This is a genomic window from Bacillus sp. FSL R10-2780 (assembly GCF_038006125.1).
GTDB classification, from domain to species: Bacteria; Bacillota; Bacilli; order Bacillales; family Bacillaceae_G; genus Bacillus_A; species Bacillus_A cereus_U.
On record NZ_JBBOUQ010000002.1, the window covers coordinates 1 to 11,826 of the forward strand.

The window sequence follows — 11,826 nt, forward strand, 5'->3', positions numbered from 1 at the left end:
GTCACCTTTGTATTTTTCGTACGCTTCTTTACGTTCTGCTAACCTTCTGTTATACACGAAACGTACACAACCGAAGGTTTTACGCATAAGATATGCTTGTTCTTCTGTTGGATACAAACGAAATTTATATGCTTTATTATGCTTTGTCATATCATTTCACCTCACTTTTTACCTTGATTTTCAATATACTTCATTACCACGTCTATTGGTGAACCACCAGTAGTTAGTAAGCAAAAACTTCTTGACCAAAACATCTCTTTCCAAAGTTTCTTTTTTACTTGTGGAAAATCCCTTTTAATGAGTCGAGAGCTTGCACTCTTATAAGCATTGATGAATTTTGTCATTAAAAAGCAAAGCCTTTTGGCTACGCCAAACCGAAATGCATCTCCCATCTACCGCTGGGCTACGCCCTTCACGCGCTTGAGGAAGGAGAATTCTTTCGAGGAATTCGTTAAAAAAAATAGATAGTAAATAAGTCTAGATTCACTGATAAAAAGGATCAAAAGGGGAGGGGATTATTTTTATGGAACGATAGAGCATTTCAGATACTGTCACACATTCATAATCGTTTCTGTATAAATATCTCATGATACTTTCTAATGCTTCAACTGTCTGAGATGTCTGAGAAAATTCGCTGCCATTCCAATCATGGAGTAGAATGATATTGCCAGGCTTCACACCTTTTGTTATATATTTAGAAATTTTGCTAGCTGCTGGATTTCTCCAATCTTGAGGATCTTGATGCCATGACCATAGAATAACAAGTTTTCCATTCTGTATAGCTGTATTAATAATTAAATCATTGTGAAGGCCTCCAACTGGACGATAGAGAGTTGGTTTATAGCCAGTGATTTGCTTGATAATTTTATCCGTTTGATCTAATTCTGCTGTTAATTTAGCGGTAGTAATATTTCTGTCATATATATGATTATAAGTATGATTAGCAATTTCGTGTCCTTCTTTTACTTGCCTTTTTAAAATAGCAGGAAATCTTTTAACTTTATTACCTGCTACGAAAAAGGTTGCTTTCGCATTGTATTTAGCTAAAATATCAAGTATTTGAGGGGTAAAAACAGGATGAGGCCCATCATCAAATGTTATTGCAACTATTTTTTCCTTAGTATTTACTTCCCAAATTACCTTCCCTGTTTTTTCATACGCCTTACGACTATCTGTAAAAGCATATATGGCTATTGGTGTGGAACAAAAAGAAATGATTAGAAAAAAGAGGAATATCCAAATTTTTTTCACGAATAATACACTCCTATGAGATACAAGTAAGTTTAGTTTATGGAGTTCTTATCAAATTATTTAATAAGAAATAAAAAAGTAGCTTACGCAGATGTTTACAAAAAGTTATGAGGGAAAACAACGTTCTCAATTTCTTCTTGAACTAACAAAGTAGAGTAGTGAACTACTCGCCACTTAGCAAGGCTTGAAGTGGGAGCTTCTCAGTTCCACGATGAAAGCAACCTTTCGTCTCCCTGAGCGTTACTTCGGGGTGTTCCATCCCTAGATGTCCAACGCTTGGACGCTCTTTTGGTACGGTTGATATTTTACGCAGGAACCGAATGGCTTGGTTTTCGCACTCAATTTTCTTCCTGCAACCTCATATATCAAGTTATCAAAGAACTTCATATTCAAGATATGATTCCCCTATTAAACGGGATTGTAGCAGGAGCAATGGGAGGATTAATGGGCGTAATGATTGGTATCATGATACCTCAAACCGGATTGTATATCATTGTAATACTATTAATGATATTGTTTACAGCCACTTGGGTTACCATGAATCGAAGAATTCGTAGTCAACCTGTAGAGTAGGGATCAGCTCTCTTATTTTTGGATGTGAGGCAAAGATTGGGGGAAGCGAAGCAAGGGGCTAACCCCTAAATATGTGTGAATTTATAAAACATTTTTATTAAAGCATTGTTCTAAAAGAAAAATGAAAGACGACAATAAATAGGTCGTCTTTTTTTCTTCAAAACTTCTATAAAAGTTTTATTTTTCCTCTTGATTTTCTACTTTTTCAGTTTTAGAATTGACTCCCTCTTTAAATCCATCCCAAAAGTCACAATTTTAATTTATATAAACTAATATAACGATTATATTATATCTATTCTGGAAGCATCTATGAAATCCCCTTAAATTAACCTTAAATAATTAAACTTCTTTATCATCCATGAAAGTAAACTTTTTATTATTATTTTACTTTCAAATTCCCGAAACCATTGCCTTCCCGTCAATTCTCCTAATATCCTCTATTTATAAAAAGAAATTATACATTCAAAAGACTATAAACAAAGGGGTTAAAACTCCCTTTGGGAATATTTAATAAAATAACGTATGAATCCATCACAAGGAAAAGAAGCTAACAATAAATTGTTAACTTCTCAGCTTAAGGCAAAATAGCATCTTTCCTTATCTTTTACTATCTAGATTGTGATTTAATATTTGTAAGATGAGCATCAAACATATCAATTATTTCAAGAAATCTATCAGCTTCACGGAAAACATGATCTGCTAATAATGGATGAATGATACTCTTTATTTTACATTGCTCAATTAAATCACGTGCCGTTTTCTTAAAATCCCGAAGAGATGTGACTGACACACGATTTTGATCTAAAAATTGATCTAAAAGAGGAACTGTTTGAGATTGTGGTTTCATAGATTCTAAGTCAATTGCTTGATACATCAATTCATCAAAATCATTGCTAAAATTCCGGGCTGTATCTACAAGCTTTCTTTCCGATGGATCAAGAAGATGACCAATAAATTTAGCATGGTCTGCCATAATCCTTAAAAAGAAAACATTTTCTTTAATAATAGCATCAGGAAGGGCATCTAATTTACCTTCATTTAATTCAATTAAACGTTTTCTAAAATAATTTGCTTCCCTACTTGTATGGTCAACTAACAGTGGAAAATTATTTTGTCCTGGCAATTTACATGTGAGAATTAATCCTAGAATTTTTCGTTTAAATCCCCAAATATTGGTTGCAGCTTGTTGTACTTCTGAATTAAACCTTTTTATTTGCCCAGGATCTGTTTCATTTGTATAGGAATACGCTATTTGTTCGATATGTTCAAACAATCGATAAAATTGATTAGCCTCTTCGATTAGTTGGGTATCCTCGCATCTAAACCCCAATCGAAGAAAAAAAGAATGCTCCTTCATGATTCTAGACCAAAAACGAATTTCATTTAATGATCGTTCAACAAACATTACAGACGTAACACCCGTATCAGGATGTAATGAGGTTTCATCCCTATTCATTCTTAATCCCCCCCAGTAAATACAAAGCTAGTTCTATTCTTATGAGTAAATATATATATAAATACCATCAATAAAAGTTCATGATGAATAATGATAAATCTCGTATACATGTAAAATTAACCTATCATTATCGATAACCAAAAAAAGCTCACTCCTTATCTATTTTTATATAAGGAGTGAGCTTTTCTTCTGAAGTTTCCCTGGCGCAACCTTAGCTTGATAGCGATGTGGTGGGACCCCAAATAACGAAGAACGAATGTAAATAATAAAATCCCCCAACATATTAGACATATATAATATGTTGAAGGGGTTTATAATAAAACATTTTATAAAATTAGGTCTTGATAATTGTAGATTTTCTTTTTTTGATATGGTGAGCCTAAAAGATTTATTTTAATCGTTTGGGGGCAACCTGTTCTGTTAGTTTGATAGGGATGTGGTGGTACCATGAGGGATTAATGATTATTGAGTCTAAAATACAACACCTCTTTAAAGGGGAATGGATTTCTTGAGGTGAAAATAATAAAGTTACAAGTGAGTTTTGGGAACAGAATATATTAAATTTGGTTACATCCCGGCTAACTAAACCAGTATAATCGCTCATCATCTACCCTTTTTTCTGTTTATAAAAACATTGAAGATGAGAAGTTTAAGTATTATATAGTGAAAAATAAGAAGGATATTTTTCACTGCCTTAAAAAGTTCCTTAAGAAATAAATTTAAACATAAAAATAATTAAATTTATAGAAATCATAAGGCTGCAAGGCGATTCTTTAAGAAAGCTTTGCGGTCTTTTCATGTCTCTAATACCCGGGTGATTATAGTTGATAAAAATCCAGCACTTTTTCCTTTTTTGTAAAAATGCGTTAAAAAAATGAGGTTTGATTTGAAAACGGCTTTCCAAATCGGTTTATTTTGCGTTTTGATGAAGAAGTTAATACAATAGGTCTTATTCATTATAAAAACGCATGTAAAGATAGATACAGGCTTTACATGTGTTTTTAGGAAAAATGAAAAGGGTACTCATTATTTATGAATTAAATTCTTTCTCTACGAACTGGCGAATTGCTTCATTTCGATTCTTCAGCCTATTTTCATGCCAATAATTTTCTATTTGTTCCACTTGTTCTTTTGTAAATGTAACTAAATTTTCATGTATGGGGAAAGCTTGTTATAATAGTGGAGAATAACTTGGGTACAATTGATAATGAAATGGGGAAAGACGCTAGATGAAAGCAACCGGAGTGACTAGAAAAGTAGATGATTTAGGGCGTGTGGTAATTCCAAAGGAACTTAGAAATACGCTAGGTATTAAAGAAAAATCACCATTAGAGATCTTTGTAGAAGGTGAAGACATTGTTTTACAGAAATATCAGCCCGGTGGTGTTTGTGCATTAACAGGAGAGGTATCAAATCGTAACATATCATTAGCAAACGGTAAGATAACATTAAGTCCAGAAGGTGCAGAACTATTAATAAAAGAAGTAGAACAGTACCTTGTAAAATAAGTGGCTCCTTTCAAGGGACTTTTATTAAAATTAATATAGTAATTTCGTGTATCGTAATATTTAAAAAAATATTTACCAAAAATAGAATCAATTCCATTCCTTTTTGTAAAAATTTAGTTAGTTTATATTTTCGTATCGGTTTTAGAAAAACAAAAGCTAGCAGAATTTATCGAATTCTCTGAACGGAAATTGCATGAGAAACATATGTGAAAAGGAAAAAATAATAAACAGGCTAGTTAGTCCATTATAAGGGCTAACTGGCCTGTTCATTTACTAAAGTGAACCTTGATAAATGAAATAAATCTCGGCTGCCCCCCACTAATCACTCTCACCTGAATACACTTTTAAGTGTTCCATTGCTATGGATATGGCATGTTTTTCTGTATCAATTAACGATAACCCCTGCTTAATAGGAGCCCAATACTCATATCCGTAATCCTCAAACCACGCAAAAACTTCTGTAGTGTAAAAACCATCATTTCGTTTGATAACTTGAACTTTGTATCCTTTGCTTGTGGAAACAATCTCTTTAATGATTTCTTCCATTGTCTATCTCCCTCTACCTTATATCCAGATTGTACCACATCAAGAATATAGATGATGAAAGGTATTTTGATTGCATAAGGTATTCATATTAAGTTTACATAAAACCTCATTATCAGCATCAATATATCTAGAAACAAAAAAATCCCTTCAATTTTCTTTGTATGTTGGCTATTAAATACGGTCTTTTCCAAAACCAATGATGATTTCACCTTCATGGTAAAATTCTATAACAAAATTATTTGGACAAAAAAGATAAGTGTCGCTACCAACCGCCGTAACATCGTCAATATTACGTAATATATCGTTTGAATTTGCATAGAGAATGGGAGCAGGCCCAGTACTCTATAGGATATAGATTTTACTTTCCAATGGGATAAGATGAGATATTGATCCATGGAGTCAATGGCATGTTTAAGGACAACCATATTCCAATTGATTCGTCCCCACCATTCAAAAGGGTAAGAGTCATTTAATAATTTGTATATTTCTGATCCTCTTCCAGGGGATAATTCTTTAGTTTCCGCACCTAACACGCAGACGCATTCGTCATATAAAGCACCATAAGTAGGTTTGTGCTTTTTTCTATTTGCTTCAAGAAGTTCTAAGAGTCTTTGAGACCTGTTGTTTTTATTCATCATTTAGCACACCATAAGGTAAATGAAAACACATACTAAAATCTTTATAAATAGATAAAAACTCTTTTATTTCTTGGCTAATATCTTCTAGATTCCCATATATATTATCTTCGGCTAAATTTATTTCCTCATTAAAATTATACAGCTGTTTATCTACATTATCGAACCCTTCACAGCAATTATTATGTACTAATTTAAATATAAATGGTTTTATTTTCAATGCATTTTCTCCAGTTATAATAAATTTCTCACATAAAAGTCCCAGTATTATTTTCACTGTTAATTTTTCATCATATCTTCCCTTTATGTTTTTTAATTTAGATGCAATATCGACCAATTTATCATTACTGGATAAAGAAACGTCAATAATTTCATTAGCAGGACTATCTAGTGTTTCAATAGTTTGATCAGCCCAATTAATTACATCAGTTTTTGAAAATAAACCAATTTGTAATCCTATCCTAAAAACCTCAGCCATTTCTTTTGTTTTAGCCATATATATGACTACTTAGATTTTTAGATAAGTATATACCACTTGGACATTATTAATAAGAGCCTAATAAAAAATTATCTTGGATGCAAGAGGATTTTTTTATTGGGAATAGTAAGGATGAGGGGAGGTGCATTACATATGGGAAAAGGTAGAAGTAATAATGCTGGTAAAAAACAACCGAATTTCGATGATTCGTCTAATTTCGCTAAACAAAGCCAACCGACAGAAAAGAAGAAGAAATAAGAAAAGGAGCTCTCTTTATCAAGAGAGCTCTTTTTTAAGATATATTGACGTATCGATCACTCAACCAATTAGTCATAAGTGTAGTTTTGAAATAAAGTCGTACCGTTTTTTTATGATGAATTGAAATCTGTCTGTGACTTCGTTTCTTTCTTATTTAGCTATCAGAGAAAATTAGTTTAAAGAAGGACATTTTCAGGTGTGACGAATTTCTCTCACTCTTTATTTTTTTTATGACATTAGGAGAGGCTAGCCCCTTGCTCCATTTCCCCCCCAGCCTTTACCTCATACTGGAAAACAAAGGGTATGGGTATACTTTCCTGTTTGATATTTGTTTTGTTTAAAATATGGTTCGTATAGGAAGCGAATAAGCTTCCTATACGAACCACATTACATATTAATAATTTAGAAGGTTTTAAAAATAAAGAGGTGGTTTTTAAATGTATAATGAGTCAATATATTATCCTTATATAAATTATGATCAATACTTCGATCGTCAATTCCCTGGTCCTCAGATTCCAGGTATACCTGGAATGCCAGGTTTTCCGGGTGTACCAAGTTTTCCAGGACAGCAAAGTTCACAAGCTCCAACATCTCCCCCCCCCATCATTTATTCCTCAACAATCAACAGCTTCACCATTTGCTGTTGATCCAGGAGCAATTTCATTATGTTTATTTCGAAATACTTATATATGGCTTAGTAATGGTGAACAGTTTTGGTATTTCCCAATTTTTGTAGGACCAAGGTCTGTTGCTGGTTTTAGATGGAACGGTAGGTTTTGGGTTATTTTTGGAATTGATACGAGAAGGATTATTTCATTTACATGTTTTTAAAAATTATAGAGTAACGATAGAGGTTTAATTATATAAACAAAAGAGGTATTTGAATGAAAAAATTTCAATCATTTGATGGTACAATAACTATGATTAACGATTTTGTAACAGGATCAAACGAAGATATAGGATGTAATAAATTAATGTCCGTAGATAATGGTTATGGGAATCTAATAAATTTTGTAGTGAAACCAAATACGTATTTTATCGACTATGCAACGGTAGTAGTAGGAGATAAAGTAACTGGGTTTTACGATGCCAACGCTCCTGCTCCTCTTATTTTCCCACCACAATTTCAAGCGATTGTTATGGCAAAATATACACCGCATCAAAATGTAAAAGTAGACTATTTTAATGAACAGTTGGAGAGTAGTGATGGAAAATTAAAATTAAATATTTCTCCTTCTACTCAAATTTTATTAACAAATGGTCAATTCTTTACAGGTAATCTTGTAAATCGAAATTTAATAGCTATTTATGGTTTTACGACAATGAGTATACCAGCTCAAACTACACCATATAAAATCATTGTTTTGTGTCAAAAGTGATTTCTATTCTAAAGGGTCTCTCGGTTTATCAAACTACAATCCATTGTAGAATCAAAAATTTTAGCCATCTTATTGACCAGAATCATAGGCATGTCAAGAGACGTTTTGCCAAATCTGTAGGATTTCAAAATCTTCGCCATGCTTCATGTACGATAAAAGGTATCGAGACCATTCATGCCCTATATAAACAACGGTGAAGTCTTCAAAGAGACTCCGCCTTTTCAACGTATAATAGACTTCAACAATTACTAGCTAATTCTTAAACCTTGATCCTTATTTACCCTAAGAAAAGCAAATACCTCAAAACAAAAAACACACTCGTTCTGATTAGGAACGAGTGTGTTTAGGTTATTTGAAAGGTACAAACTTCCATGAGCTAGGTTTTTGTGTTTTTCCCCCTAGTACAATCCAACTTTTCTCTGCATTTATATTCTCATAATTTAATGGATAACCATCTGTAAAAATATTATATTCTGTAGGGTTATCCGGGTTAATTTGAATTTTAAAGTCTGCTAAACTATCAGATTTCTCAGCAAGGTGAACCCAACTAGAATATTTCGACCAATTTAAATATTGATATTGATCATAATTAGAATGCTTCATGCGAAGGTATACGCTTTCACCGTGGTGTAGCTTTGCATCATTATCTTTGTAAAATACAAATTCTATAGGTGTACCAGATTGTATATCATTCTTTTTATTTGCAAGTAAAACATAATCGTAACGATTTGCTACATACCATTCAAACGTTAGACCTTGAAAAGGAGATTCACTTGGTACGATATAATAGTTTTTCCCTGCTTCTATAACATTTCCTGCTATATCATAGATTTGTGCAGTTTCTAAACTTGGAGCTTGTACATTTTTAGTAAACGTTTTAAACCAAAGATTTAGGAAACCTGCTGTATTACGCTGAGATTCTCCTAAGCTTCGCTGCACAGCTGGGGTAACCATTTCTTGCCACAATTGCGCCTTACCGCTATTGTAATACGCAAATGTTTTATCATTAGCAATATTTTGAATTTCAGGTTTAGCTACTCGGGCTGCATAATCAATCCATTCTTCAGGTGTAGATAGAGAGTCGTTATAATTCCCCCCATTATTAACTGCAAATAGATCTTGAATGGTTGTAACATAATTTTCAAAATAGCTATGATATTTTATAGCTCTCATATCAATTGCGGTAAAATTTGCTGCATGCATAGGTTGTGTCGCATCTGTAAAGTAGTGCGTGGCTACCCCTAAGTAATAGAAAGCTTTTTCATAGTCTTTATTTCGTAAATGTTCTCCAGATTCATAAAAGTATTTCTTGCCTTGTGTAAGAGCAGTTGGATCTGTTTCTCCTCTATAATTTTCTTTAGTATCCGGATCATAAAAATGGGATTTCCATCCACCTTTAAAAACGCCGCCTATTCCCGTTCCACCATCGTTAAATTCTGCATTATAATCTGCATCATATAATCCTTTAGAAAATAGATCTTTATATTGCGGATAATTTAAGAAGTCCACAGCCTGCTTATTTGCTTCAACATTAGATTCTGTTTTCATAATTTCAATAGCTTGTTTTGCAATCCATAAATGTGTACTTTTATCAGAATGATACGGTGCTTCTGCAGACCATCGAGCGGTAATAGGATCATTCTCAGTTAAATCAATTTGATCGAGATGAGCATAACTACTTTGAGGAGCTACTCCTAAAATAGTTAAAGTCATTCCAGCTATACATAGTGTTGATGTGATTTTTTTCATTTTTTATTCCTTTCTAAATATGAAGATATAAGTATTATAAATACATCAATATCATGAAGATACAGGAAACTCCTAATATGTAATATTACATATTAATAAATTTGTATGAATATATATATAACTTAAAAATCACTATAACGAACATGCAGGTTTCCTTTTTTATTTGTTAGTTTTATCAGTAAAGTAGACTACATATCAACTTCAGATACTTGTTTTATGATACAAGTAATCAAACAAAAGGAGGGCCATACAAAATGATTACACCATTATTAACAGGGCACTCTTTTAAGTACAGGAGATTATTAGCAGGTGGAGAAAATGTTGAAGATGTTGAAGATGTACAGACAGATAAACATATTCCATATGAACAAAATGAATTGCAGCAAACTCTAGAAAAGTACGATTCGAAGGAGTTGAGTTATAAAAAGAAAATAGATAAATTGACAAGAGAAAAGCACTTTGTGTATATCACAGATGTTTTTTATTTTCATTTTGATAGGGCTTGAATTAAATTTCCATGTTTTTTTGCATCCATTCAATACTACATATGTAGTATTGAAGTTATTAATAATAAAATGTATTATAGATAAGCGCAATTTATAATTCAAGTAAGCCGGAATGTGTATTCGTAGTAAATGTAATATTCAGAAATAATAGTATTGTCTGGAAAATGAGGTGGAATTAATAGAAACGTTACATATTAAATGATATGGATTGTATAGTTTAAATGACTTTTACAGTAGAGAAGAAGCTTTTAAGAAGGTTATAAACAAAGAAATATTGCTCTATATTGAAAAAAATAAAAGCGCTTTATACAAAAGATAAGGGGACTTCATAAAGATTCATTTTGTCATGAAAGCGAATTAAAGGTTAGATTAGGAATAATAGAATTCCCTAGTGACGAAAGTTATTCTGAAAAGAAGGTGAAATCTTTTTTTGGTTTCACGGCATATCCATTAGAAAGCGCAAACTAAAGAGGACAGTTGATTTTAAAAATTATAAATCGGTGAAGAAGAGGCTTATTTGTTAATAAGTATACTTAAGTACAGAAACTTATTAATCTTTAATTTATTAAACTATTTTTGAATAACATATGTCAGATACTTGAAAACGCACAAACCTTAATATTTTCATTATTTAATAAAAATATTAAGATTCTTAGGAACAATACGTAAAGATTAGTGGCGAAAATAAACACGGAGGTTTGAAAAATGGGACAAGGAAGCAGGTTTCAAGAAAAACAACAAAATCGTCGTAATAAGGGGATATTTAATATCGCATTTAGTGTGGTATTAGTAACAGTTGGCATAGTGACGTATCAGTTGTTTTTCACTTCTGATACATCAAAGAAAGCAATTGCTCAAGAAAAGAAAGCAACAAAGATAGAAGAGAAGAAGAACGAAGATAAAGAAGCAGTAAAGATAGAAGAAAAGAAAAACAAAGATAAAGAAGCGGCAAAGATAGAAGAAAAGAAAAACGAAGATAAAGAAGCAGCAAAGATAGAAGAAAAGAAAAACGAAGATCAAGAAACAGCAAAGATAGAAGAAAAGAAAAACAAAGATAAAGAAACAGCACATTTAGAAGAGAAACAAAAAGTAGAAGAGCCTGTAAAAACGAACGGAAATGAAAATAAAGAGGGAGAAAAAACGATATCTCAAGAAAAGGGTACTCAAACTAACCATTCTTGGAAGGCAATTGGTACAGAGCAAGGAGCAAAACCTGCAATGAAATTTAAAGAAGGAACAGTAGATTGGAATGAGATGAAAAAAGCAATTTCTTATGCTGTTGATGTTCCAGAGGGTCAATTAATTTTTGATTTTATTGGAAATAATGGTGAAAATAAAGCCTACGGTAATGTACGAGATAAGCAAAGTAATAAAAAATATAAGGTTGATATTGATTGGGTAGAGAATCAGGGCTGGAAACCAGTATCTGTTCAAGTAGTAAAATAAATAAGAAAAATGTAATTGCTATCATCTCTTGTTGTGAGCGA

Annotated in this window: 12 protein-coding genes and 7 pseudogenes; 9 read left to right on the forward strand and 10 right to left on the reverse strand. The window is 32.3% G+C overall.

The genetic code is table 11. The annotated features are described in order from the left end of the window. The 4 genes and pseudogenes from NSQ47_RS25055 to NSQ47_RS25070 all read right to left on the reverse strand — a co-directional run. A partial coding sequence (locus NSQ47_RS25055) for a helix-turn-helix domain-containing protein (protein ID WP_341038612.1) occupies positions 1-150 on the reverse strand: 150 nt, incomplete at its 3' end. Positions 151-161: 11 nt separating this feature from the next. Further along, positions 162-344, reverse strand: a pseudogene (gene tnpA, locus NSQ47_RS25060) (IS200/IS605 family transposase); the annotation flags it as partial. 139 nt (positions 345-483) lie between these two features. Further along, positions 484-1,251, reverse strand: coding sequence for a polysaccharide deacetylase family protein (locus tag NSQ47_RS25065; RefSeq protein ID WP_340826996.1), 768 nt, complete (start codon positions 1,249-1,251; stop codon positions 484-486). Between the two features lie 1,180 nt (positions 1,252-2,431). Further along, entirely contained in the window at positions 2,432-3,280 is an 849-nt protein-coding gene (locus tag NSQ47_RS25070) for a DUF2935 domain-containing protein (protein WP_131245497.1), read from the reverse strand. Positions 3,281-3,862: 582 nt separating this feature from the next. On the opposite strand from NSQ47_RS25070, the pseudogene NSQ47_RS25075 reads away from it, so the two are divergent. Next, positions 3,863-3,997: pseudogene (locus tag NSQ47_RS25075) on the forward strand (sporulation protein YhbH); the annotation flags it as partial. A gap of 28 nt (positions 3,998-4,025) precedes the next feature. Further along, positions 4,026-4,121, forward strand: a pseudogene (locus tag NSQ47_RS25080) (IS6 family transposase); the annotation flags it as partial. A gap of 189 nt (positions 4,122-4,310) precedes the next feature. Here the strand turns inward: NSQ47_RS25080 and NSQ47_RS25085 are convergent. After that, on the reverse strand, positions 4,311-4,439 hold the full coding sequence (locus tag NSQ47_RS25085; protein WP_215582991.1) for a ribbon-helix-helix domain-containing protein: 129 nt from the start codon (positions 4,437-4,439) through the stop codon (positions 4,311-4,313). A 70-nt stretch (positions 4,440-4,509) separates the two neighbouring features. Here NSQ47_RS25085 and NSQ47_RS25090 point away from each other — a divergent pair, with 70 nt between their 5' ends. Further along, positions 4,510-4,788 (forward strand): AbrB/MazE/SpoVT family DNA-binding domain-containing protein, encoded by a 279-nt coding sequence (locus tag NSQ47_RS25090; RefSeq protein WP_000648339.1) that lies wholly within the window; start codon positions 4,510-4,512, stop codon positions 4,786-4,788. Positions 4,789-5,106: 318 nt separating this feature from the next. Here the strand turns inward: NSQ47_RS25090 and NSQ47_RS25095 are convergent, their stop codons facing one another. The 4 genes and pseudogenes from NSQ47_RS25095 to NSQ47_RS25100 all read right to left on the reverse strand — a co-directional run bounded on the left by NSQ47_RS25095 (position 5,107) and on the right by NSQ47_RS25100 (position 6,465). Beyond that, on the reverse strand, positions 5,107-5,334 hold the full coding sequence (locus NSQ47_RS25095) for a hypothetical protein (RefSeq protein WP_070139016.1): 228 nt from the start codon (positions 5,332-5,334) through the stop codon (positions 5,107-5,109). 171 nt (positions 5,335-5,505) lie between these two features. Next, positions 5,506-5,658: a CDI toxin immunity protein gene (locus NSQ47_RS28285; protein ID WP_435868787.1), complete on the reverse strand. Its 153-nt coding sequence runs from the start codon at positions 5,656-5,658 to the stop codon at positions 5,506-5,508. 116 nt (positions 5,659-5,774) lie between these two features. Then, positions 5,775-5,972: pseudogene (locus NSQ47_RS28290) on the reverse strand (hypothetical protein); the annotation flags it as partial. After that, on the reverse strand, positions 5,962-6,465 hold the full coding sequence (locus NSQ47_RS25100) for a hypothetical protein (RefSeq protein WP_341038307.1): 504 nt from the start codon (positions 6,463-6,465) through the stop codon (positions 5,962-5,964). The gene NSQ47_RS25100 and the pseudogene NSQ47_RS28290, both read right to left, overlap by 11 nt. A 677-nt stretch (positions 6,466-7,142) precedes the next feature. Here NSQ47_RS25100 and NSQ47_RS25105 point away from each other — a divergent pair. From NSQ47_RS25105 to NSQ47_RS25115, 3 genes and pseudogenes are all read left to right on the forward strand, one after another. Then, positions 7,143-7,536: pseudogene (locus NSQ47_RS25105) on the forward strand (collagen-like protein). A gap of 53 nt (positions 7,537-7,589) precedes the next feature. Continuing rightward, the gene (locus tag NSQ47_RS25110) at positions 7,590-8,084 is read left to right on the forward strand and encodes a hypothetical protein (RefSeq protein ID WP_002162075.1); all 495 of its coding nucleotides are present in this window, start codon (positions 7,590-7,592) and stop codon (positions 8,082-8,084) included. 23 nt (positions 8,085-8,107) lie between these two features. Continuing rightward, positions 8,108-8,347, forward strand: a pseudogene (locus NSQ47_RS25115) (DDE-type integrase/transposase/recombinase); the annotation flags it as partial. Positions 8,348-8,432: 85 nt separating this feature from the next. On the opposite strand, the gene NSQ47_RS25120 reads toward NSQ47_RS25115, so the two are convergent. Beyond that, positions 8,433-9,833 carry a zinc dependent phospholipase C family protein gene (locus tag NSQ47_RS25120; protein WP_002162074.1) on the reverse strand — a complete coding sequence of 467 codons (1,401 nt, stop codon included), beginning with the start codon at positions 9,831-9,833 and terminating at the stop codon, positions 8,433-8,435. A gap of 254 nt (positions 9,834-10,087) precedes the next feature. On the opposite strand from NSQ47_RS25120, the gene NSQ47_RS25125 reads away from it, so the two are divergent. The 3 genes and pseudogenes from NSQ47_RS25125 to NSQ47_RS25135 all read left to right on the forward strand — a co-directional run bounded on the left by NSQ47_RS25125 (position 10,088) and on the right by NSQ47_RS25135 (position 11,785). Continuing rightward, positions 10,088-10,339, forward strand: coding sequence for a hypothetical protein (locus NSQ47_RS25125; protein ID WP_070139019.1), 252 nt, complete (start codon positions 10,088-10,090; stop codon positions 10,337-10,339). Between the two features lie 208 nt (positions 10,340-10,547). Further along, positions 10,548-10,762, forward strand: a pseudogene (locus tag NSQ47_RS25130) (sodium:proton symporter); the annotation flags it as partial. Positions 10,763-11,044: 282 nt separating this feature from the next. Continuing rightward, on the forward strand, positions 11,045-11,785 hold the full coding sequence (locus NSQ47_RS25135) for a YrrS family protein (RefSeq protein ID WP_341038311.1): 741 nt from the start codon (positions 11,045-11,047) through the stop codon (positions 11,783-11,785). The last annotated feature ends 41 nt before the right edge of the window (positions 11,786-11,826 follow it).

Bases quoted from the DNA above. Each gene is read 5' to 3' on its own strand.
- NSQ47_RS25125 (WP_070139019.1), top strand. From the start codon at position 10,088: ATGATTACACCATTATTAACAGGGCACTCTTTTAAGTACAGGAGATTA.
- NSQ47_RS25135 (WP_341038311.1), top strand. From the start codon at position 11,045: ATGGGACAAGGAAGCAGGTTTCAAGAAAAACAACAAAATCGTCGTAAT.
- NSQ47_RS25110 (WP_002162075.1), top strand. From the start codon at position 7,590: ATGAAAAAATTTCAATCATTTGATGGTACAATAACTATGATTAACGAT.
- NSQ47_RS25095 (WP_070139016.1), bottom strand. From the start codon at position 5,334: ATGGAAGAAATCATTAAAGAGATTGTTTCCACAAGCAAAGGATACAAA.
- NSQ47_RS25070 (WP_131245497.1), bottom strand. From the start codon at position 3,280: ATGAATAGGGATGAAACCTCATTACATCCTGATACGGGTGTTACGTCT.
- NSQ47_RS25100 (WP_341038307.1), bottom strand. From the start codon at position 6,465: ATGGCTAAAACAAAAGAAATGGCTGAGGTTTTTAGGATAGGATTACAA.
- NSQ47_RS25090 (WP_000648339.1), top strand. From the start codon at position 4,510: ATGAAAGCAACCGGAGTGACTAGAAAAGTAGATGATTTAGGGCGTGTG.
- NSQ47_RS25120 (WP_002162074.1), bottom strand. From the start codon at position 9,833: ATGAAAAAAATCACATCAACACTATGTATAGCTGGAATGACTTTAACT.